Here is a 21,501-nt window from a genome sequence, read left to right on the forward strand (position 1 = left end):
GATATGGCACTTGATGAAGCACGCATGTTGACCCAATATGAGGCTCCTGAAAAAGATCTCTATGAGCTTGGTGAAATGCCTCCATTGGGCCATGTCCCCTCACAAATGTACGCATGGGCGATCCGTCGCGAACGCCATGGCGAACCAGACAAAAGTTTTCAGGTAGAAGTTGTAGAGACACCCAAAATTGATGCTCACGAAGTGCTGGTTTTGGTGATGGCTGCCGGCGTGAACTATAACGGTGTATGGGCTGGTCTAGGTGTTCCAATCTCGCCGTTCGACAGCCACGGCGCCGACTATCACATCGCTGGTTCGGACGCTTCTGGCATCGTGTGGAAGGTGGGCTCTAAGGTTAAAAACTGGAACGTTGGCGACGAGGTTGTAATTCACTGCAACCAAGACGATGGCGACGATGAAGAATGCAATGGCGGCGACCCGATGTATTCTCCAACCCAACGGATTTGGGGTTATGAGACGCCGGACGGATCATTTGCACAGTTTACACGGGTGCAGGCGCAGCAGTTGCTTATGCGCCCTACGCATCTGACATGGGAAGAAAGCGCGTGTTACACCCTGACGCTTGCCACTGCTTACCGTATGTTGTTTGGCCATGCGCCGCATGACATCAAACCGGGTCAACATGTGTTGGTTTGGGGCGCCTCAGGTGGACTTGGGTCTTACGCAATCCAACTGGCAAAAGCCGCCGGCGCACATGCAATTGGGGTCATCTCGGACGAAGACAAGCGTGACTTCGTGATGTCCCTTGGCGCCAAAGGCGTGATCAATCGCAATGATTTTAGCTGCTGGGGTCAATTGCCCACAGTAAATACGCCGGAATACGCAGCATGGTTCGGCGAGGCGCGTCGGTTCGGCAAAGCGATTTGGGACATCACTGGAAAAGGCAACAACGTTGACATGGTGTTTGAACACCCTGGTGAAGCAACTTTCCCGGTGTCGTCATTCGTTTGTAAAAAAGGCGGCATGATTGTGATCTGTGCAGGGACGTCTGGTTTCAATTGTACCTTTGACGTGCGTTACATTTGGATGCATCAAAAGCGTATCCAAGGGTCCCACTTCGCTCACCTAAAGCAGGCTGCGTCTGCCAACAGATTGATGTGCGAAGGTCTGATCAATCCGTGTATGTCAGAAGTGTTTTCGTGGAATGAAATTCCTCAAGCGCATATCAAAATGCTACGCAATCAGCATAAGCCCGGAAACATGTCGGTTTTAGTCCAGTCGCCAAAGGCGGGTTTAAAAACCTTAGAAGACGTTCTGAATGCTGGCCCAATGACCTGAGGCTGGGTCTGTATATTTTATTTTGATAAGGCCCGTGTTTAGCACGGGTCTTGTCCATTTTTGAGTGTTGTCTTTGTGCAACTTCAGGTTGCTTTGGGTTTTTGCGCTTTAGCCATCCTTTTGATGAAGTTTCTCGGCATATTCGAATGATTTTTATCAATATTTCTAATTAGTTATGAATATCAGCACCTTAATTTTTGTTTCCTCACTATTTTGGGGGAGGGTGAATACGTGAATACTTTCGTGTGATTTCACATGCTAAAGTTGAAACAACAACAGAAACACCAACGGATGAGGCTTTACATGCGGAACGATTGGATACTTGATGTACTGACAGATCTTCGGACTTTTGCCGAACTGAACGGGATGCCCGCGACTGCAAATCATCTTTCAGATGCCTGTCTCGTGGTTGCTGTTGAGTTAGCGAACAAGAGTGCCGAGACGCAGCTAGATCAGGCATGTACGCATGAAATCGACATTAGAAGACTTTCTGGAGGCTATTCCGCAAGTTGAGACTTTAGAGCATTTTCAAGCTGCGACAGAGACGTTGCGAGACAGGCTTGGGCTTAAACATGTTGTCTATCACTGGGTCAATAGTGTTGGTGAACGCTTTGGCGCAGGCACCTACTCCTCCGAGTGGGTCGATCGCTATCTTGAAAAAGATTACCTTCGGATGGATCCTGTCATTTTTGGGTGTTTCCAACGATTTACTCCCGTGAATTGGAAGCAACTGGACTGGTCCTCTAAGGCGGCTAAAGCGTTTTTAGTTGAAGCGATCGACTTCGGAGTGGGGAACCAAGGTTACACCATTCCGATCCGCGGCCCGCATGGTCAGTTTGCGTTGTTCACCGTCAACAGAACAGCAAATGATGCGGACTGGGAAGCGTTTATCGACGCACATGGACGCGATTTGATCATAGTTGGTCACGAGTTCAACAAAAAGGCGCTGGAGTTTGAGACGGGTGATCATGTTCTTCCTAAACCAAGTCTATCACCACGTGAATTGATGGCGATATCCAATTTGGCAAAGGGATTTTCCCGCGCCCAAGCTGCACAAGAAATGGGAATTTCTGAGCATACATTGCGTGTCTATATCGAAGCCGCACGGCACAAACTAGGAGCGTTGAATACGACACATGCCGTAGCGCGTGCATTGTCGGCCGGCGTTATTATTGTCTAAGCCAGCACTGAGCGGGCACGCGAGGGCCTGCAATATGTTGCGAAAAACCACAGGTCTGCGCGCGTATTCAGCACACCTTGATAGGTCATGCGGACGCTGTACTCAGTAGGTGGTTACCCGCGCGGCATAGCTTCAGACCAACGCACGGTCAAAGGAGCATCCCATGTTGCATTACATCTACGGCGATTCACTTCATCATTTTCCTCTTTTGCGCGACACGATGTTCAAAGATCGTGCCAATCAGTTTCAGAACCGTTTGGGCTGGGCGGTGAACGTGAATGCCGCAGGTCACGAGCGTGACGAATATGATGACCTCAATCCCCTTTACGTGATTTGGGAAAATGCGGATGGCAACCACGGCGGATCGATGAGGTTTTTGCCAACCACAGGCAGCACCATGGTTAACGATTATTTTTCTCAACTGACAGATGGTGTGCGGGTCGAGAGTCCGCTGATTTGGGAATGCACGCGGTTCTGCCTAGCGCCTAGCGCTGAGCGCAAGGTGACGGCAGCCTTAACTTTAGGCGCTGGCGAGGTCATGGAAGAGTTCAAGCTTGATCATTTTATAGGTGTGTTTGATCCACGTATGGAGCGCATCTATCGCCTTATGGGCCTTTCGCCTGACGTGATCGGCCGTTCAGGCGAGGGTCGTGATGAAATCGGTGTCGGCCTTTGGGAAATGCGTGCTGATGCCTTTGAACCAACATTGGCCAAACTTGGTGTGGACCGTGCAACATCTAAGGCATGGTTGCGTCGTGCTTTCGCGCCTGCTGAAGAAACTCTACTTCGTCCCTGCGCATGAATTGACACAGATGTCTGATCTCTCTGGCACCTTTGGCGCGGTCCCTATAGGGTCTGCGCATGTCAAAAAATGTCGTCACATTCTCCAACGATCAGGCCGAAGCCTTTGATGCCATCAGCGCCGTTTTAAAGCGTGTTGGCGTCGATTTGGATGACGGTTTGATCACACCTATGGTTGAGGGCCAATCCAATGTCCGGGCGATTATAGGCAAGGCTGGATCTGGGAAAACGCTATTGCTTTCAGAGATGTACAAAGCTTTGGATGAAGCAGGCGTTGACATCGTGTCTGGTGACTATGAGGGCAAAAAACGCCAAGATCGTCGAACGCTTGCGATTTTGGCGCCAACCAACAAAGCAGCATCCGTGCTGCGCAATCGTGGTGTGCCTGCGACAACGATTCACCGTATTCTATACACGCCCGTCTATGATCCTGATTATGAAAAGATCGCGGAGTGGCTGGCCGGCGAAGCCGATCGTCCTGAGATGGAAGGTCTTGGCCCAGATGCGTTGGACCGCGCTTACGCCTTCTACCAAAAAAACAAGTCAATTCCGGGGGCCTTGGCTGCGGCTGGTCTGCGGGGGTCTGATTTTATCACAGGTTGGAAACGACGCGAAGACCCGCTTGATATTGGCTTTATCGATGAATCATCGATGCTCGACAAAAAGCAATTCGAAGACCTCCAAGATATTTTTCCAACGCTGGTGCTTTTCGGCGATCCAGCGCAGCTTGCCCCAGTGAATCAAGCAGGTTCGATGGTGTTTGAACAACTGCCGGAGCCCGCCGTTCATGTTTTGAGCCGTGTTCACAGGCAAGAAAATGACAGCCCGATTTTGGATTTGGCCCATGCTTTGGCTGATCCCACTTTGAGCTACGATGATTTTGAGCGCATGGTTGAGGACGCGTCAAAGCGGGACGATCGCGTGATCTATGCGCAGCGGGTTGAAAGCGACCTGATGGCACGGTCGCCTGCCTTGGTGTGGCGCAATGCAACGCGTATTCGTTTGATCCAAGCGTTTCGCAACGTGTATGGCGCGCCAGCTGATGAGCTGCTGGCGGGCGAGCCACTTATTTGCGATGGCATCGAGTTGCCCGCCAAACACCGCAAAAAGCGCCTCGATCTTGAGGCGCGCGGTCTTATCAAAGGCGCACAAGTTGTCTATTTAGGGCCTGGACGCAAACCAGGATTTTCGCGTTTGCATGTGATGGGCGCTCAAGATCCGAATATCTCTGCGGCCTCTATCGTGAAAATCGAGTTTCCCGATGAAGAAGAGCCGTTTATTCCCTTCGCAGCACGTATGGGCGCTGCGTTTTTGCACGGCGCGGCCGTCACCATTCACAAGGCCCAAGGATCGCAATGGGAAAACGTGCAAGTCTTTGCGCCCGATATCTTCGCGGCCTCTCGCGCAGGACGCATGGAGGCGGGGATTCCATTGTGGAAACGGCTGACCTATGTGGCAATCACGCGTGCGGAAAAACGGCTGTTTTGGGTGACACGCGCGCGGCTGGCCAAACCTGAAAATCCACTCAATGTTAGTGATCTCAAATCCATTGAAGCGGCGCCGCTTACACTACAAATGCAAGATGACGATACATTGCTTTAGCGTCTGATTAGCCGAAAGATTTCCGATGCGCCCCAGCCTGCAATAACCGCCAACGCCAATGACAAAAGACCATAAATTAAGGCGTTATCGTGGGCGAGGTTATAAAGCCAGCGTTCGATCCCGACTTTTTGCACTTGAATTTCTGTGCTGTAGTCATCCAGTATCAGTCCATCACGCACCAGCAAAATGCGTGTGACGTAATCGCCTTCGACCAAGTTAGCGGGCAGCGCAATTGACGTGTTGAACAGGGTGTCTTGGGTAAGTGTAACCCCTGAATTTGCACGGCGATATAGCCCATTTTCAGAGCGAATTCTAAGCAAAGCTTCGCGTGCCGGCAGTCCACGACGTTCACTCAAAATTTGCTCGTCGGCGGTAATTTTCCACAACGCGTCCGTTGTCGGAATGATGACATCCTCGACAGGGCGTGTGGACGCTACGCTGTAGAAACTGGGCGCTTGTCCCAAGCGTTCACGTTCCACGTTCACCCAAATACCAAAGCGCCGCGCTTTGCGTAAAATGGTTTCTATTTTTTTCGGGCCAGTAACGGTAACTATGACGTCTAGTTCACTCTTGTTTGGTATGGCGGCTTCACGTTTAATCGCACCAAAAATAAGAATTTCGGATCCATCAAAATTTGCGGTGATTGAAACACGATTTTGACTGAGATCGGCGACGACTTCTTCAGCTGAGAGCCATAAGGGGGCGAATGTCAGGGCCAACGCTAGGAAAAAGCCACGCATTATATCACCCCGATCGAGTAGAGTTCGCTGGGGCGAATAAGCAGATCTAGCCCCAATTTCAAACAGACGATCAGAACCAGAAGTGCGAGCATGATGCGCAATTGCTCTGCCTTCATGCGCAAACCAATTTGGGTGCCGATTTGTGCACCGACAACGCCACCCACCAACAAGATCAAGGCAAGCATCATATCAACTGTGTGGTTGGTATAGGCGTGCAGCATGGTGTTAAAAGCGGTGACAAAGATGATCTGAAACAAAGATGTACCGATCACAACTTTCGTTGGCATGCCAAGGATATAGATCATGGCAGGCACCATGATAAATCCACCGCCAACACCCATGATCGCGCCGAGCATGCCCACGGCGACCCCAACCACCACAGGCGGGATGACGGAAATATATAGGCCAGATGCGCGGAATTTCATCTTAAATGGCAGGTTATGAATCCAAGTATGTTTGGTCCGCTCGCGTCTTTTGCCTGGACGGCCTTTAGCGCGGTGCAAAGCACGTATTGATTCAACCAGCATCAGCGCGCCGATGATACCCAAAAAGACGACGTAACACAGCGTGACAAGCAAATCGACTTGCCCAAGCGCTTTGAGCACGTTGAAAATTTGCATGCCTATGGCCGAGCCAATCAGGCCGCCAATCAACAGCACCCATCCCATGCGAAGATCGACTGTCTTGCGTTTGAAATGCGCAAGCACGCCCGACACGGAAGAGGCGACAATTTGATTGGCTGAGGTGGCCACCGCCACGGCAGGGGGGATGCCGACAAAGAATAGTAAGGGCGTGATCAGAAACCCACCGCCGACGCCAAACATGCCTGATAAAATCCCCACAATTCCGCCCAATCCCAAAAGGACAAAGGCGTTTACCGAAACCTCGGCAATGGGAAGAAATATTTGCATGGGTGGATTCTCACGGCTTCGTTAGCTATGGATGCAATGGATTTGCACTCACGTCAAATAGTGTGGCGGGATAAAATGCAAAATGCGAGCCCAAAGGCCCGCATTTCTTTGATGTGCTGTAAATAAGCCTATCGTTCTTTGACGTAAGGCGTGCCGCCTGCACGTGGCGGGATGGCTTTGCCGATGAAACCAGCCAAAATCACCACTGTCAAAATATAGGGCAGAGCTTGCATGAATTGCACAGGGATCACAAAGTCGCCGATAGAAATGGATTGGTATCGGTTTCCTACGGCTTCCAGAAATCCAAAGATCAATGTGGCCGACAGGGCATACCAAGGACGCCATTTGGCAAAGATCAAAGCCGCAAGAGCGATGTAGCCACGCCCTGCGGACATGTCTTTGACAAAGCCTGCCGCCAAAGAAGCCAAATAGGTGCCTGCCAATCCACATAGAACGCCTGCAATGATCAACGCCATATAGCGCAAACGCACCACAGAAATCCCTGCGGTGTCCACCGCACTTGGGTTTTCACCAACGGCACGCAGGCGCAGACCAAAGCGTGTGCGGTACAAGACCCACCACGACAGGGGGACCGTCAAAAGCGCAATATAGGTTAGCGCAGTGTGTCCTGAAATCAACTCATTATACGTCGGACCAAACACAGGAATTTTGGACCAAGCCTCTGAGAACGGAAGATTCCATTCGCCAAAACGCCCATTGCCAGACAGGGGTGGAGTGCGCCCACCGAGTGCGAACCAGCTTTGTCCTATGACCACTGTTAGGCCTGCCGCTAAGAAATTAAGCGCCACGCCTGAAATCAATTGATCGCCTTTAAAGGTGATCGAAGCCAAGCCGTGTATCATTGAAAACACCAAGGACGCAGCAATGCCCGCTAAGAGGCCAAGCCAGATTGATCCGGTCACATAGGCCACAGCACCAGACATAAAAGCTGCAACCAAAAGCTTGCCTTCAAGTCCGATATCAACGATGCCAGCGCGCTCGGAAAACAACCCCGCAAGGCAGGTTAGCAACAGCGGTGTGGCAAGGCGCACGGTGCTGTCGAGGATTTGCAAAACGGTCAGATAATCCATGATCACGCCTCCTCCTTGCGCAGCGCAAGGAATAGTTTTTCCAGCGGTATACGCACCATATTATCAAGCGCGCCGGTGAACATAATCACAAGCCCTTGGATCACGACGATCAATTCGCGCGGGATCGCTTCCCAAAATGTCAGCTCAGCGCCGCCTTGATATAAAAAGCCAAACAACAATGCCGCCAAGACGATGCCAACGGGGTGGTTGCGCCCCATCAAAGCAACTGCGATGCCGATGAAGCCAGCGCCTTCGGGGGCGTTATCGATCAGTCGTTCTGCTTCGCCCATGACATTGTTGATCGCCATCAATCCACACAACGCGCCAGAGATCATCATCGCGATGACGGTGATGCGCACAGGGTTGATACCTGCATATTTTGCAGCAGATTCAGATTCACCAAATGACCGAATTTCGTATCCCAAACGAGTCTTCCAGATTAAAACCCAAAATCCGAAGGCTGCCAAAAGTGCGATCAAAAACGAGATATTCGCAGGCGCATTCTTGTTAAAGTTGATGCCGAAAGGCGCAAGCATTTCGTGAAAGGTCGGCAAATGCGCCCCCGCAGAAAATCCTGCGCTTTCAGTCGACATAGATCCTGGAACCTTGAGGTAATTCAACAAAATATAGCCAACGAAAGCCGAAGCGATAAAGTTGAACATCATGGTCGTGATCACAATGTGCGACCCGCGTTTGGCTTGCAAATAGGCGGGGATAAAGGCCCAAGCCGCACCAAAAACGGCACCGCCGATCATAGCTGCAGGCAAAGCCAACGTCCAATGCGGCCAATCGATCGCCAAACAGACCAAAGCCACGCCAAGACCGCCGAGCATCACCTGGCCTTCGCCTCCGATGTTGAACAGTCGCGCGTGATAGGCCACCGCAATCGCAAGGCCGGTAAAGATAAAGTTGGTGGTGTAATACAGCGTATAGCCCAAGCCGTTGGTCGAACCGAATGCGCCTTGCACCATGGTTTGAATCGCAACCACTGGGTCTTTGCCAATGGCCAAAATCATCAGGCCAGAGAAAAAGAACGCAAGTAGAATTGAGATCAGAGGAATAAGGACGGCATCCGCCCATTTTGGCATGGCTTGCATGTTACGCGCCCTCGCTCTGTTTGGCGTCTGCGCCGTTGTTGATGCCTGCCATGAGCATTCCAAGTTCTTGCTCATTGGTCTTGGTCGGCAAACGCTCACCCATGATATTGCCGTCGAACATCACCGCGATGCGATCTGACAGCGCCATGATTTCATCCAGCTCAACCGAGACCAGTAAAATCGCTTTGCCTTGATCGCGTAAGGCAACGATTTGTTGGTGAATAAACTCGATGGCACCAATGTCGACGCCGCGTGTGGGTTGGCCGATCAACAATAGATCTGGATTGCGTTCAATTTCGCGCGCCAAAACAATCTTTTGTTGGTTGCCACCGGAAAAGCTTTTGGCCTCTAGCTTTTCATTCAATGGCCGCGTGTCGAACCGTTCCATTTTTTCATGCGCGATCTTTTTGATCTTGGCGTTGTCCATGATCCATGCGTTTTTTTGGTACTCAGGATCGTGGTGATAGCCGAACACGATGTTTTCCCATGCGGCGAAGTTCAGGATCAGGCCTTCGTCATGGCGATCTTCTGGTACATGGGCGATGCCGTGTGCGCGGCGTGATTGTCCGTCAGATGCTTTGCCTGTCAGGTCAAGATCTTGCCCGTTCACACGGATCACGCCAGTGCCCGTTTGATAGCCGCCAAGGACTTCCAAAAGCTCGGTTTGACCATTGCCTGCGACGCCTGCGATGCCCAAAATTTCGCCAGCACAAACCGTAAGATCGATGCCTTTAACCCGCGTCACACCGTGGCTGTCCACGACCGTCAGGTTCTCGACCTCTAAAATCGACACGCCCGGTGTTGCCGGCGTTTTGTCGACTTCTAACAAAACTTTGCGGCCAACCATCAGTTCGGCCAATTGTTCGGGCGAAGTTTCGGCCGTGCTCACAGTGGCGGTCATTTCACCACGGCGCATCACCGACACGGAATCGGTCACGTTCATGATTTCGCGTAGTTTATGCGTGATCAAAATGATGGTTTTACCCTGCGCCTTGAGGCCTTCCAAAATGCGGAACAGATGGTCCGCCTCGGCAGGGGTCAAGACGCCGGTAGGTTCATCAAGAATTAAAATATCGGCTTGGCGATACAGCGCTTTAAGGATCTCAACCCGTTGTTGGTGGCCAACAGAGAGATCTTCGATCAAAGCGTCAGGATCGACGGACAATTCGTATTCGTCAGAGAGTTGCTTCAAAAGCTTGCGCGCTTTGCTGAGCGAGGGCTTAAGCAACCCACCGTCTTCTGCACCCAGAACAACGTTTTCCAACACGCTGAAGTTTTCCACCAGCTTGAAGTGCTGAAAGACCATGCCGATGCCTGCCGCGATAGCCGCTTGACTGTCGGTGATCTGCACCTCTTGGCCGTTGATCAACACAGTGCCGCTGTCAGCTTTGTAAAAGCCATACAGGATAGACATAAGCGTGGATTTCCCCGCGCCGTTTTCGCCGATGATGCCGTGGATCGTGCCTTTGCGCACAGAGATACAAATATCTTTGTTCGCTTGGACGGGCCCGAATGCTTTGGAAATACCGCGCAGCTCAATGGCCAGTGGCGCAGGGCTTGTGGTGGGGGCAATTGGGGCGGCAGGTGTCTGCCGCCCCTCATGGATTGTGATAACCATTCTAGCCAGCCTTAGTATGCTGGGCAGGCGGAATCGGACATGTAATCGTGCACAACGATTTCACCCGAGATGATTTTTGCTTGCGCATCTTCGATAGCGGCTGTCATTTCTGGTGTCATCAAAGGTGCGTTGAATTCGTCCATCGCAGCGCCAACGCCACCATTGCCAAGCCCCATGACGTTAAAGCCGGTTTCAAGATCTGTCCCTTGGGTGAAGGCGTCGTAGACTGCGTTGTCGACGCGTTTCACCATGGATGTCAAAACAGTGCCTGGCTGCAAGTAGTTTTGGTTGCTGTCGACGCCGATGGCGAGCATGCCTTCGTCTTTTGCTGTTTGAAGCACACCAAGACCAGTGCCGCCTGCTGCTGCAAACACAACTTCAGAACCTGCAGATTTTTGCGCGCGCGTCAGTTCGCCGCCTTTTACCGGATCATTCCAAGCCGCTGGTGTCGTACCTGTCATATTGACGATAACAGTGCCCTCAGGTTTTACAGATTTAAAGCCTTGGGCATAACCACAAGCGAATCTGGAAATCAGTGGGATGTCCATGCCACCGACGAAGGACACAGTATCACCTTTGGCCGCATAAGCCGCCGCCACACCCACGAGGTATGAACCTTCTTGCTCAGAAAACACGACAGAACGCACGTTTGGTGCGTCTACAACCATATCGATGATCGTGAATTTTGTGTCTGGATAGTCCGCAGCAACGGTTTCAAGCGCAGTTGCGAAAGAGAAACCCGCCATGACAACAGGGTTGTAACCGCTTTCTGCGAAACGGCGCAGGGCTTGCTCGCGCTGTGCGTCGGATGTCAGTTCAACATCGCGGTATGTGCCGCCTGTTTCCGCGGCCCAACGCTCTGCGCCATTGTAAGCGGATTCATTGAATGATTTGTCGAACTTGCCGCCGAGATCAAAAATGATCGCAGGGTCCGCGATAGCAGCACCAGCAGTAATCGCCAAAGTGGCAGCAGCGCCTAGAAAGGATTTCATCAGGGTCATGGTCGTCTCCCATAGTGTTTTGTTTATATTGGGACCTGCGCAAAAGCATGTCCGAAATCGATTGTGACATGTCAATTGGACATATCCACAACAGCGAGCGCATCGCTGGTGTTCACATTTGAATTAGGGCGTTTTGCAAAGAGAGGGTCAACAGAAATTTTACCATTTGGTCCCAGATCAGTTGATGTTTGCCAAAACATTGGAATGTTGACGTAAAGTTACGCCCGTTTCAATGGCTTAGAAAAAACAAAAGCATCAACTTTGGACCCGTCTGGAGCGGTGTAATAGGCGCGGCGGCGACCAGATTCGGCATAGCCGTGAGACTGATACAGTTTGATCGCGACGGTATTTGTGGTCGCTACTTCCAAAAAAAATTTCTCGGCACCGCGCTTGCGGGCCCCAGCCTCGTAAGCCTCAAGCACCAGTCGCCCCAAACCGCGGCCTTGCGCGCGGGGATCGACTGCCAAAGTCAAAAGTTCTGCCTCGCCCACCACCACGCGGCCCAAAGCGAAAGAGGGGCCATCACCGCAGGTGAGAAACACATCTGCCATAGACAAAAGCCCCGCAAACTCGGTCTCGGACCAAGGGCGGGGCAGTGTAAAACTGGCTTTGTGCAGTGTCGCGAGATCGCTGTGCGACAGTAGATGTGTCATGGGTTAGGCCGCGACGGGGCGCACTTCCAAGACTTCTGGAATGTAATGGCGCAACAGGTTTTCAATGCCCATTTTCAGCGTCAACGTGGATGACGGGCATCCCGCGCAAGCGCCTTGCATGTGCAAATAGACAACGCCTTTGTCAAAGCCGTGGAACGTGATGTCTCCGCCGTCTTGTGCCACCGCAGGGCGCACACGGGTGTCGAGCAACTCTTTGATTTGGTCGACGATATCGCCGTCTGGCCCATCATGCGCCGCGTGACCCGCTGGTGATCCACTTTCGCCTTCCATTACCGCATCGCCCGATTGGAAGTGCTCCATTATCGCGCCTAGCAAAGCGGGTTTGATGTGGTCCCAATCTGTCGCGTCGTCTTTGGTGACTGTGACAAAGTCTGTACCAAAAAACACGCCTGATACGTTTCCAACCGCAAACACGCGCTTGGCCAGCGGGGAAGAGGCCGCCGCTTCAGCTGTGGTGAAATCTGCTGTGCCTGTTTCCAAAACGGTCTGGCCGGGCAAGAATTTCAATGTCGCTGGATTTGGTGTAGATTCGGTTTGAATAAACATGATCGGCTTTCCTTACTGCGTTAGTCGGATATGGGCCTTCTTCGAAGAAAAGTCAATATTTGGAATGGTTCTAAACAAGTGATGTGGGTGACGAACACATTTTACGAACCATTCAGTCTAAGTCACAGCGGCCAAACGCTCCTTAGACATCTCACCTGGAACCAATGTCATGGGAATTGGCAAAAAACCGGCTTGTTTGGTCATCGAGGCAATAAGCGGCCCCGGTCCATTTTTTTCTGTGCCGGCCCCCAAAACAAGCACGCCAATCTCGGGGTCTTCTTGTATTTGAGCAAGAATTTCAGTCACAGCTTCACCTTCGCGGATCACCAGCTCGGGATCGATTCCTTGGCGATCACGCATCCATTTGGCGAAAACTTCGAAATGAACGATGATCCGTTCGCGGGCTTCTTCGCGCATGATATCAGCGACGCCAATCCAGTGATTGAATTCATCGGGCGGGATCACAGACAAAATGGTCACGCCGCCACCTGTGTTGGTCGCACGCATCGCCGCGAAACGCATAGCGTTTAGGCATTCGCGACTGTCATCTAAGATCACAAGGAACTTGCGCATACTCTCTCCCATAAGTTGCCTAATAGAACAGCACTTGTCGCAATGATGGCCGAGGTCGCGCGCCAGTGCAAGCATTGGCTGACAAAAGAACACCCCCGACACTGAGCCGAGGGTGTCTGTTACGTCATCGAAGGGGACAGTTCGATGTGAACGCATCGTGCACCGAGAGGGGGCGTGGTGCAGATCTACGCATGGGTAACGCGATTAACGCCTTTATAAGCGGGAAATGCCTCAGTTTTATGACGAATGGCGTGTTAACCGCTTTGTGATTTGTGTGTGACCCTCGTTGCGTGGTTCTAAACAGCAAAGGAATACAGGACCCGCCATGACCAATTTTAGAAACTCTGAGCTCACTAAACGAAAATTCATAAAGCTGATCGCATCAGCACCCGTGATTGCGTCTCCGTTTTTGGGGTCAGCTGCTGTGGCACAAGAAATAGCAATGCAGGAACAAGACGCTGTTCGGCACAATATTTCCAGCTTTCGGGCGGTTGATTGGCGCGAACATTTTGACACTTTGGGCGAAGGTGTCATAGTCGCAGACACCGTGAGCCGTGCTTTGCATTTTTGGACTGCAGACAATGGCGCAGGAGTGGGGGGCTACAAGCTTTACCCAACTTCGGTGCCAATCTCGGAAGAGTTGACGCGCCGCGGCTACACATCGGTGATCAAGAAAGTTGAAGGTCCGACATGGACGCCGACGCCATCGATGCGTGAACGTGATCCAAGTCTACCGCGTGTTGTACCCGCTGGACCCAAAAACCCGTTGGGCACCCATGCGCTTTACCTCAGCTGGCAATATTACCGCATCCACGGCACGCATGATACGCGCAAAATTGGGCGTAAGGCGTCAGATGGTTGCATAGGGCTTTATAATGAGATGATCGCAGACCTTTACTCGCGTGTGCCTGTCGGGATGCGCGTGCGGGTTATCTGAGGTCACTTATCTTCAACTCGATACTATCATTCAGTCGATCAAAAAGGGGCCCATGAGGCCCCTTTACTGTATCTCGATCATGGGTTTGGTCCGCCTCAGCGTACAAAACCCATGATATCAAACGTCTTATCCAAAATCGGATCCGCGATGGCTTTGGCTTTAGCAGCGCCTTTGGCCATGATGCGATCAATCTCGGCTGGATCATTCATATAACGCTGCATCTCGGTCGAAATGGGGCTGAGTTTTTCAACCGCCAAATCGGCCAGAGCAGGTTTGAACCGGCCCCAACCCGCGCCCGCATATTCCGCCACAACCGCCTCGTTGGTCATGTCGTTCAACGCGGCATAGATGTTGACCAAGTTGCGTGCTTCTGGGCGGCTAATCAAGCCTTCCAATGTTTCAGGAATGCCATCAGGATCGGTTTTGGCCTTTTTGAACTTCTTAGCGATCAGATCCGCACCGTCGGTCATGTTGATGCGTTCCATGTCTGATTCCCCAGACTTGGACATCTTTTTCGTCCCGTCGCGCAGGTTCATCACACGCATAGCAGGCCCTTCGATCACAGGCGTGGTTTCAGGGAAAAAATCCACCTTGTAGTCGTGATTGAATTTGTTCGCGATATCGCGCGTCAGTTCAACATGTTGCTTTTGATCGTCGCCCACAGGCACATGTGTCGCGTGATAGGTCAAAATATCGGCGGCCATCAAAGCGGGGTACGCGTAAAGACCCAAAGACACGCCTTCGGTATTCTCGCCAGCTTTGTCTTTGAATTGGGTCATACGGTTCATCCACCCCACACGGGCGACACAGTTGAACAGCCAGCCGAGTTCAGCATGGGCAGACACGCGGGACTGATTGAACAAGATCGACTTGTCAGGGTCTATCCCTGACGCAAGGTAGCCTGCTGCAACTTCACGTGTTGCATGGTGCAGGTCCTTTGGATCTTGCCAAACAGTGATCGCATGCATGTCGACCACGCAATAAATGGTTTCAAACTCACCGCCCTGCATATCTACGAAACGCTTGATCGCGCCCAAGTAGTTGCCAAGGGTGAGGCCGCCCGAAGGTTTGATTCCCGAGAAAACGCGGGGGGTAAAGGCTGGCTTGTCCATTTGGAACTCCGTCACTGGATTATTAAGTGTCCTTGGCTTACCTATGCAGAACATTAGCGTCAAGGAAGCCAAAGCATATGTCCGACCAATCCCCGTTCAATCGTGAAGAAATGCCCTTTAATGCCCTGCCGCCGGCGGTTGTGGCATTGGTGTTGCTTATTGCAGGCATCGAACTTTCATTCCAAGCCGGATTGTTCGGGATCATCGGCGGTCCCGAGGCCATCGGTTGGCGCGTGTCCGCGATGGAACATTACGGTTTTTTTGATGCGGTGTTCGAGGCCATGCGTGAACAGAACACTTGGCCGCTTGAGCATATGATCCGCTTTCTAAGTTACAGTATGATCCATCTGTCATTGGTACATGCGCTGATGGTCTGCGTGTTCATTCTTGCGCTGGGCAAAATGGTTGGAGAAATTTTCGGCAATGTTGCGTTTATAATCGTGTTTGTCGTATCCGTGCTTGCTGGATCTTTGGCCTACGGTTTGATCATGAATTCAAGCGTGCCGCTTTTGGGCGCTTATGCTGGTGCCTATGGATTGATAGGATCTTACACGTTTATCTTGTGGATCGGCCTTGGGGCGATGCAAGAAAACCAGTTACGGGCGTTTTCTCTGATCGGCTTTTTGCTGGGCATTCAGTTGGTTTGGGCGCTGATTTTTGGCAGCGATCCCACTTGGGTCGCCGATCTTGCAGGGTTTGTAGCGGGGTTTTCCATATCGCTTTTGCTGGTGCCTGGCGCGTTCCCACGCATCTTGGCCAAACTGCGCAAACGCTAAAATATACCGGCGCGGTGTTTAGGTTTAACTGCCGCGCTTCATGGATGATTTGATGTCACGCATGTTCAGCGCGCCAATGGCTTGGCCAATGCCAAAATAGCTGATGATGCCAAGCGCGACCAAGATCATAGTGGCGATCAGGCGCGAGATATCAAACACAGGTGCAAGCGCAATCTGGACGATATAAAGAATGGCCCCCATCGCAAGCGCCGAGATCAAAATACGCGGTGCTCGACGGCAAAGTTGTTTGTCCGCGGCCACGTCATCGCCCATGGGCTTTTTGCCCATCCACAGCAATCCAACCATGCCCCAAGCAGCCAAAGAAGTCGCAACAGCAGCCGCGAGATAGCCGATCCAGAACGATAACCCGATGGCGGCGATAGCGTTGACGACCATGGAATAGAGCGCAAAGCGAAACGGCGTTTTGGTGTCTTCGCGGGCGAAATACAATGGCTGCAAAACCTTTTGGATCACAAAGGCAGGCAGGCCCAATCCGTAGATCGCCACCGCCAGCGCTGTTGCGGCTGCATCATCAGTCGTGAAAGCGCCACGCTGAAACAGCACGCCGATCAAAGCTTCAGGAATGATGATCAACGCGACTGCGGCTGGAATGGTTAGCAACAAAGCAAATTCAAAGGCGCGATTATAAGCATCACGTGCCCCCGGGCCATCGCCTGCAGTCAAACGTCGCGACAGATCGGGCAGTAACACCACGCCGATTGCAATCGCGACAACCCCCAGTGGCAATTGATACAAACGGTCAGCAAGATTCAGATACTGCAGCGCGCCCTCTTCCGAAAACGAGGCCACTTGACGCCCGACTAGCAAATTGATCTGAACGACGCCGCCAGCCAGTGCTGCTGGGCCAGCTAAGATCAGTAGCTTTTTCAACTCAGGCGTCATGCGAGGCAGGCGTGGTCTGATGGAAAAGCCGATCTTGGCTGCTGCAATCCAAACGATGGCCAACTGAGCTGCTCCCGCAACTGGTACGGCCCAAACCAAGGCCGTGGCGACATTATATCCCAACAAATGCGCGAAAACCATTGCCGTAGACAAAACCACATTGAGCATCACAGGGGCTGCCGCTGCCGCCGCAAAGCGTCCCGTTGCGTTCAATATACCAGAAAACAATGCGCCAAGTGAGATGAACAACACATATGGAAAAGTGATGCGAGCGTAATGCACTGCCAGATCAAATCGGGTGTCGCCAATGAACCCCGCAGCCATGGCCGAGACCATGATTGGCATGAAGATCATCGACGTGATTGTTAATACGACCAATATCCCAGCCAAAGCCGATAGCGTATCTTCGGCAAAGCCACTGGCGTCTTCATTCGCTTCGACTTTCTTCGAAAACATCGGCACAAAAGCGACGTTCAGCGTGCCCTCAGCAAAGAACCTGCGGAACATATTGGGCAGGGAAAACGCTACGACAAAGGCTTCCGCCGCTGGTCCCGCGCCCAAATAGGCTGCAATCAATGCGTCGCGCACAAAGCCAAGCACGCGGCTCATCAATGTCCAACCGCCAACGGTCAAAAAGCCGCGCATCAAACGGATGGGTTTCATGCGTCGCTCGCGCGTTTTGCGCCTTGCTCGATGGCTTCGCGCAGTTTCTTTTCAAGCGAGTGGCGTTTGTTTTCGGAGTGAATTTTCATCCCAAACATATCTTTCACATAGAAAACATCCACGGCTTGCGCGCCGTAAGTGGCAATTTGCGCGGTCGCGATTGAGATATGATTGGATGCCATCGCGCGGGTCAAATCATGCAAAAGTCCAGGCCTGTCACGGGTGTCCACCTCAATGATGGTGAAAATTTCCGACCCTTCATTGTCGAAAATGATCGATGTTGGCACCCTGAATTTGCTTTCGCGTTTTTTGATTTTGTCCCGCGACACCAGCGCATCGCGCGCGACGACTTCGCCCATGAGCGTTTTGGTGATCATCTGCTTGAGACGCGTCAAACGCGCTTGCTCATAGGGGTGCCCGTCTGCGTCTTGCACCCAAAACGCAGCATTCGCATAACCATCTTTGGTGGTGTAGGTGCGGGCATCGACAACGTTAGCACCGACAAGAGCCAAAGCACCAGCAAGACGCGAGAAAATGCCGGGATGGTCGGTCATAGCAAAACATGCACGCGTCGCGTCGCGGTCTTCATCAGGCTTAAGATCTATCTGAATTTCGTCGTTTTTAATATCCCGCATCAAATTGGCCAAGACCACATGCACAGAGGTGGGCATACCTTGCCAGTACGGGCCATAGTGACGATTTATTTCGGCACGGCGTGCCGTTTGAGACCAGTCTTTGAGTGCTTCTCTAAGTGCCTTTTTGGCATCGCCTTCGCGGGTTTCGCGGTTGACGGCTTCTAGTCCGTGTTCCAGAGCATCCGCCGTTTGTGCGTGCAAATTGCGTAGCAACACTGCTTTCCAATTGTTCCAAATCCCGGGGCCGACGCCGCGAATATCGCAGACTGTCAGTACGGTCAAAAGATCGAGCCGTTCACGGGTTTTGACTGCTTTGGCAAAATCACGCACCGTACGTGGGTCCGAAATATCGCGTTTTTGCGCAATATCAGACATGAGCAAATGATAGCGTACGAGCCATTCAACCGTTTCACATTCGGCAGGTTTTAACCCCAAGCGGGGAGCTACTTTGCGCGCGATCTGGGCGCCAATGATGGAATGATCTTCTTTACGGCCCTTGCCGATATCATGCAGCAGCATCGCGACATAAAGCACCTTACGGTTGACGCCGCGCTTGAGGATGCCTGAGGCAACTGGCAGTTCTTCAATAAGCTCGCCGCGTTCAATTTTCGCCAGATTCGACACCACTTGGATAGTGTGCTCGTCCACAGTGTAGCTGTGATACATGTTGAACTGCATCATCGCGACGATATGCTGAAACTCTGGCATAAATGCTCCGAGCACGCCCAGCTCGTTCATCCGACGCAAGCCCCGTGCTGGGTTGCCGTGTTTGAGTAAGATGTCGAGGAACATTTTCTTTGCATCTGCGCGGTTGCGAAACGTGTCGTCAAACAGATCCAAGTTCGCTGAAATAAGCCGCATCACATCTGGGTGTATCAGGTGTCCTGTGCGCAGTCCTTCTTCAAAGATGCGCAGCAGATTGAGCTTATCCGCAAGGAACGTTTCAGGGTCATCGATATTCAAACGACCACCATGGATGTAAAAACCCGCAACGGTCTTGCGTTTGCGTTTGAACAAACGTTGTAGCGCCGGTTCCTGTTTGACGTGTTGTTCTTCGAGCGCTGTAAGGAAGATACGTGTCAATTCACCCACACGCGTGGCATGTACAAAGTAGAACTGCATGAAATGCTCAACTGCGCGACGCCCGGAGTGGTCAATAAAGCCTAAGCGTTCTGCAACTTCGACCTGAAGGTCAAAGGTGAGTTGATCCATCGGGCGTTTGGCGATCAGGTGCAACTGATTGCGCACAGCGTGCAAAAAGGTTTCTGCCTCATCAAATTGGCGAAACTCGTCTTGCGTAAAAACGCCAGCTTTCACCAGCTCGGCTGTGTCGCGTACGCCATGAACGTATTTTGCAATCCAGAACAACGATTGCAAATCACGCAAGCCGCCCTTGCCCTCTTTAATATTTGGTTCGACCACATACCTTTGGCCGCCCTGCTTTTTATGTCGATCAGCACGTTCGGCGAGTTTGGCTGCTGTGAATTCGCGGGCTGTATTCTTAAACAAATCATCGCGCAGTTTTTGCTGCAAGTCTTGGGTCAGTTGGCGGTTTCCAGCCAAGTATCGCACTTCAAGCATGGCGGTACGGATGGTGAAATCTTCTTTTCCCAGTCGAATACAATCGCGGATCGTGCGTGAAGAATGCCCAACTTTGAGATGCAAATCCCAAAACATATACAGCATGCTTTCAATCACGCTTTCGACCCAGCCGGTGATTGCATTTGGCGCAAGGAACAAAAGATCAACGTCAGAATGCGGGGACATTTCTGCGCGGCCATATCCCCCGACGGCCAAAATAGCCATGTTTTCGCCGGTCGAAGGGGAGGGGTTCGGATGCAATTTGGTCTGCGAAACATATAGGACTGTGGTGACGATACAGTCTGTCAACCAAGCATAGGCGTGTGTCGCAGGGCGCGCATTGCGCGGCGCTTGCATGATGGCGCTTTCTATCGCGGCGCGGCCTTGTTCATTCGCGTCGCCTAAAATTCGCACCGTTTGGGCGCGCACATCGGCGGCACTTGAGTCCGCGGTGATTGCGGTCTCAAGTGCCGCCTCTACGGCAGCGATGTCAAAAATCGCCGTAGGGGCGCAAATGATACTGTTCGGCGGGGCCGGAACAAACGTGGCTAGGGCAGACTTAATAGCCGGTGCCGCCAAAGGCTCTTGGTGCAGGGTCAATCTCGATTACCTGATTATTTTGAATGGTTGCGACTGATAGTCCACGTTCGTTTGTACCATCGCTTCTAAGGCGGAAGATACCATTAACGCCAACAAAACCGGATCCTCGCGTCAAAGCCTGAGCTGTGAGCGCTTGAGAATCACCAGATTTGGCCAATGCGCCGATGGCCGCGATACCATCATAGGCGAGGCCTGCGAGGGCGTGTGGCGCTTGGCCGTAAGCTGCAGAGTAGCGGGAAGAAAAATTCTGCACGAGGCGTTGATCCGGGATCGCGAACCAGCTGTTTTGGAGGCCGGGAAGAGACACTGCTGAGGCTGGAAAGTTCCAACGCTGCAATCCGATATACTGCGTGTCGGGTGACGTGATACCATTTTCTGGCAGCATTTGCGCCAAAAGTGGCATCGCACCATCGTTGCCCGAGGTAAAGAACACAGCGTCTGCATCTGATGAACGTACTGTGCTTGCGATGGGTCGAATCGCAGCGACGACGCCTTCTTGGCTCAACTCAAAGCTTTGTGTACCTGCCAAAGTTGACCCATTACGGGCTATCGCATTTTTGATTGCTGCGGCCCCAGCGTTTTCTGCGGGGCTTTGCGCGTTGACCACCATGATGCGGCGTTTGCCCTTTTGGGCTGCATACTGGACAAGGCGATTTGCTGTGTTGTCAAAGGTTGCGCCCAAAATAAACACGTTGCCGCCTGCCACGTCTGTGTTGTTGGAAAACGACAAAACGTTCACACCAGCGTTGCCGGCCGCGATGCCTGCCAATTTGGCCGACCCACCGTAGACAGGGCCCAGAATGATTTTCGCACCTTCATTGACCGCACGAGAGGCCGCTGCTGAGGCGCGCTCAGCTTGTCCGCCTGTAGCGTATACCCGTAGATCGATTTCAACGCCGTCTAAGTCAGCCATGGCCAGTCGTGCTGCGTTTTCAATCGATTGTGCAAGGCCGTTGTCTGCCTCTTGGGCTGATTCGTATGGAACCAAAAGTGCCACAGGAATGGGCTTGTTGGTATTGATGCTTGGTCCGCCATTGGGGCTTGGCATCATGCTTGGGTCACAGGCGGCGAGTGCCATTATCGACAAAAGGGCGGTCACGCGAGTGATTGACTTGCGGGCGGTGCTCAGAACGGCGAACATAGGGGAACCTCACTCCTGTCGGT

At 52.2% G+C, this 21,501-nt stretch carries 19 protein-coding genes; 6 read left to right on the forward strand and 13 right to left on the reverse strand.

Translation table 11 applies throughout. From position 1 onward, the window contains the following. The first annotated feature begins 3 nt into the window (after positions 1-3). The 4 genes from ccrA to WNY38_RS09095 all read left to right on the forward strand — a co-directional run bounded on the left by ccrA (position 4) and on the right by WNY38_RS09095 (position 4,879). Positions 4-1,296: a crotonyl-CoA carboxylase/reductase gene (ccrA, locus tag WNY38_RS09080; protein WP_342857020.1), complete on the forward strand. Its 1,293-nt coding sequence runs from the start codon at positions 4-6 to the stop codon at positions 1,294-1,296. Positions 1,297-1,762: 466 nt separating this feature from the next. Beyond that, positions 1,763-2,476, forward strand: coding sequence for a LuxR family transcriptional regulator (locus WNY38_RS09085; RefSeq protein ID WP_342857021.1), 714 nt, complete (start codon positions 1,763-1,765; stop codon positions 2,474-2,476). A 163-nt stretch (positions 2,477-2,639) separates the two neighbouring features. Further along, on the forward strand, positions 2,640-3,278 hold the full coding sequence (locus tag WNY38_RS09090) for an acyl-homoserine-lactone synthase (protein ID WP_342857022.1): 639 nt from the start codon (positions 2,640-2,642) through the stop codon (positions 3,276-3,278). Between the two features lie 59 nt (positions 3,279-3,337). Continuing rightward, positions 3,338-4,879, forward strand: a complete 1,542-nt coding sequence (locus WNY38_RS09095; protein ID WP_342857023.1) for an AAA family ATPase — start codon at positions 3,338-3,340, stop codon at positions 4,877-4,879. On the opposite strand, the gene WNY38_RS09100 is transcribed toward WNY38_RS09095, so the two are convergent. The 9 genes from WNY38_RS09100 to WNY38_RS09140 form a co-directional block, all read right to left on the reverse strand. Beyond that, positions 4,876-5,619, reverse strand: coding sequence for a TIGR02186 family protein (locus tag WNY38_RS09100; protein WP_342857024.1), 744 nt, complete (start codon positions 5,617-5,619; stop codon positions 4,876-4,878). The two genes, WNY38_RS09095 and WNY38_RS09100, sit on opposite strands and share 4 nt — an antisense overlap. Beyond that, entirely contained in the window at positions 5,619-6,530 is a 912-nt protein-coding gene (locus tag WNY38_RS09105) for a sulfite exporter TauE/SafE family protein (protein WP_342857025.1), read from the reverse strand. Before WNY38_RS09105 ends, WNY38_RS09100 begins: the two co-directional genes overlap by 1 nt. 128 nt (positions 6,531-6,658) lie before the next feature. Beyond that, a complete protein-coding gene (locus WNY38_RS09110; RefSeq protein ID WP_342857026.1) occupies positions 6,659-7,621 on the reverse strand; it encodes an ABC transporter permease in 963 nt (320 codons plus the stop codon). A 2-nt stretch (positions 7,622-7,623) separates the two neighbouring features. Continuing rightward, positions 7,624-8,718, reverse strand: a complete 1,095-nt coding sequence (locus WNY38_RS09115; RefSeq protein ID WP_342857027.1) for an ABC transporter permease — start codon at positions 8,716-8,718, stop codon at positions 7,624-7,626. Between the two features lies 1 nt (position 8,719). Next, the gene (locus tag WNY38_RS09120) at positions 8,720-10,336 is read right to left on the reverse strand and encodes an ABC transporter ATP-binding protein (RefSeq protein ID WP_342857028.1); all 1,617 of its coding nucleotides are present in this window, start codon (positions 10,334-10,336) and stop codon (positions 8,720-8,722) included. An 11-nt stretch (positions 10,337-10,347) separates the two neighbouring features. After that, positions 10,348-11,337, reverse strand: coding sequence for a BMP family ABC transporter substrate-binding protein (locus tag WNY38_RS09125; RefSeq protein WP_342857029.1), 990 nt, complete (start codon positions 11,335-11,337; stop codon positions 10,348-10,350). A gap of 218 nt (positions 11,338-11,555) precedes the next feature. Next, complete coding sequence (locus WNY38_RS09130) at positions 11,556-11,990, reverse strand: GNAT family N-acetyltransferase (RefSeq protein ID WP_342857030.1); 435 nt, start codon at positions 11,988-11,990, stop codon at positions 11,556-11,558. A gap of 3 nt (positions 11,991-11,993) precedes the next feature. After that, positions 11,994-12,557, reverse strand: coding sequence for a NifU family protein (locus WNY38_RS09135; protein WP_342857031.1), 564 nt, complete (start codon positions 12,555-12,557; stop codon positions 11,994-11,996). A gap of 117 nt (positions 12,558-12,674) precedes the next feature. Next, on the reverse strand, positions 12,675-13,130 hold the full coding sequence (locus WNY38_RS09140; RefSeq protein WP_342857032.1) for a universal stress protein: 456 nt from the start codon (positions 13,128-13,130) through the stop codon (positions 12,675-12,677). Positions 13,131-13,455: 325 nt separating this feature from the next. On the opposite strand from WNY38_RS09140, the gene WNY38_RS09145 reads away from it, so the two are divergent. Further along, positions 13,456-14,067 (forward strand): L,D-transpeptidase family protein, encoded by a 612-nt coding sequence (locus tag WNY38_RS09145; protein ID WP_342857033.1) that lies wholly within the window; start codon positions 13,456-13,458, stop codon positions 14,065-14,067. 95 nt (positions 14,068-14,162) lie between these two features. On the opposite strand, the gene trpS is transcribed toward WNY38_RS09145, so the two are convergent. Next, on the reverse strand, positions 14,163-15,179 hold the full coding sequence (gene trpS / locus WNY38_RS09150; protein WP_342857034.1) for a tryptophan--tRNA ligase: 1,017 nt from the start codon (positions 15,177-15,179) through the stop codon (positions 14,163-14,165). A 77-nt stretch (positions 15,180-15,256) separates the two neighbouring features. Here trpS and WNY38_RS09155 point away from each other — a divergent pair, with 77 nt between their 5' ends. Continuing rightward, positions 15,257-15,955, forward strand: coding sequence for a rhomboid family intramembrane serine protease (locus WNY38_RS09155; RefSeq protein ID WP_342857035.1), 699 nt, complete (start codon positions 15,257-15,259; stop codon positions 15,953-15,955). A gap of 24 nt (positions 15,956-15,979) precedes the next feature. Here the strand turns inward: WNY38_RS09155 and murJ are convergent, their stop codons facing one another. From murJ to WNY38_RS09170, 3 genes are read right to left on the reverse strand one after another with little or no spacing between them, the layout of a single operon-like run. Next, positions 15,980-17,521, reverse strand: coding sequence for a murein biosynthesis integral membrane protein MurJ (gene murJ / locus WNY38_RS09160; RefSeq protein ID WP_342857036.1), 1,542 nt, complete (start codon positions 17,519-17,521; stop codon positions 15,980-15,982). Beyond that, positions 17,518-20,337, reverse strand: a complete 2,820-nt coding sequence (locus WNY38_RS09165; RefSeq protein ID WP_342857037.1) for a [protein-PII] uridylyltransferase — start codon at positions 20,335-20,337, stop codon at positions 17,518-17,520. The genes murJ and WNY38_RS09165 overlap by 4 nt, the downstream gene beginning before the upstream one ends. Next, on the reverse strand, positions 20,297-21,478 hold the full coding sequence (locus WNY38_RS09170; protein WP_342857038.1) for a penicillin-binding protein activator: 1,182 nt from the start codon (positions 21,476-21,478) through the stop codon (positions 20,297-20,299). The genes WNY38_RS09165 and WNY38_RS09170 overlap by 41 nt, the downstream gene beginning before the upstream one ends. Between the last annotated feature and the right edge of the window lie 23 nt (positions 21,479-21,501).

Origin of the sequence: Pacificibacter sp. AS14 (genome assembly GCF_038899935.1) — a bacterium.
Classification (GTDB): domain Bacteria; phylum Pseudomonadota; class Alphaproteobacteria; order Rhodobacterales; family Rhodobacteraceae; genus Celeribacter.

What these genes read in the sequence shown, in the direction of transcription:
- WNY38_RS09095 (WP_342857023.1), top strand. Translation starts at nt 3,338, where the DNA reads ATGTCAAAAAATGTCGTCACATTCTCCAACGATCAGGCCGAAGCCTTT.
- WNY38_RS09090 (WP_342857022.1), top strand. Translation starts at nt 2,640, where the DNA reads ATGTTGCATTACATCTACGGCGATTCACTTCATCATTTTCCTCTTTTG.
- WNY38_RS09130 (WP_342857030.1), bottom strand. Translation starts at nt 11,990, where the DNA reads ATGACACATCTACTGTCGCACAGCGATCTCGCGACACTGCACAAAGCC.
- WNY38_RS09110 (WP_342857026.1), bottom strand. Translation starts at nt 7,621, where the DNA reads ATGGATTATCTGACCGTTTTGCAAATCCTCGACAGCACCGTGCGCCTT.
- WNY38_RS09100 (WP_342857024.1), bottom strand. Translation starts at nt 5,619, where the DNA reads ATGCGTGGCTTTTTCCTAGCGTTGGCCCTGACATTCGCCCCCTTATGG.
- trpS (WP_342857034.1), bottom strand. Translation starts at nt 15,179, where the DNA reads ATGGACAAGCCAGCCTTTACCCCCCGCGTTTTCTCGGGAATCAAACCT.
- WNY38_RS09120 (WP_342857028.1), bottom strand. Translation starts at nt 10,336, where the DNA reads ATGGTTATCACAATCCATGAGGGGCGGCAGACACCTGCCGCCCCAATT.
- WNY38_RS09170 (WP_342857038.1), bottom strand. Translation starts at nt 21,478, where the DNA reads ATGTTCGCCGTTCTGAGCACCGCCCGCAAGTCAATCACTCGCGTGACC.
- WNY38_RS09145 (WP_342857033.1), top strand. Translation starts at nt 13,456, where the DNA reads ATGACCAATTTTAGAAACTCTGAGCTCACTAAACGAAAATTCATAAAG.
- WNY38_RS09135 (WP_342857031.1), bottom strand. Translation starts at nt 12,557, where the DNA reads ATGTTTATTCAAACCGAATCTACACCAAATCCAGCGACATTGAAATTC.
- WNY38_RS09125 (WP_342857029.1), bottom strand. Translation starts at nt 11,337, where the DNA reads ATGACCCTGATGAAATCCTTTCTAGGCGCTGCTGCCACTTTGGCGATT.
- WNY38_RS09115 (WP_342857027.1), bottom strand. Translation starts at nt 8,718, where the DNA reads ATGCAAGCCATGCCAAAATGGGCGGATGCCGTCCTTATTCCTCTGATC.
- ccrA (WP_342857020.1), top strand. Translation starts at nt 4, where the DNA reads ATGGCACTTGATGAAGCACGCATGTTGACCCAATATGAGGCTCCTGAA.
- WNY38_RS09140 (WP_342857032.1), bottom strand. Translation starts at nt 13,130, where the DNA reads ATGCGCAAGTTCCTTGTGATCTTAGATGACAGTCGCGAATGCCTAAAC.
- WNY38_RS09155 (WP_342857035.1), top strand. Translation starts at nt 15,257, where the DNA reads ATGTCCGACCAATCCCCGTTCAATCGTGAAGAAATGCCCTTTAATGCC.
- murJ (WP_342857036.1), bottom strand. Translation starts at nt 17,521, where the DNA reads ATGAAACCCATCCGTTTGATGCGCGGCTTTTTGACCGTTGGCGGTTGG.
- WNY38_RS09085 (WP_342857021.1), top strand. Translation starts at nt 1,763, where the DNA reads ATGAAATCGACATTAGAAGACTTTCTGGAGGCTATTCCGCAAGTTGAG.
- WNY38_RS09105 (WP_342857025.1), bottom strand. Translation starts at nt 6,530, where the DNA reads ATGCAAATATTTCTTCCCATTGCCGAGGTTTCGGTAAACGCCTTTGTC.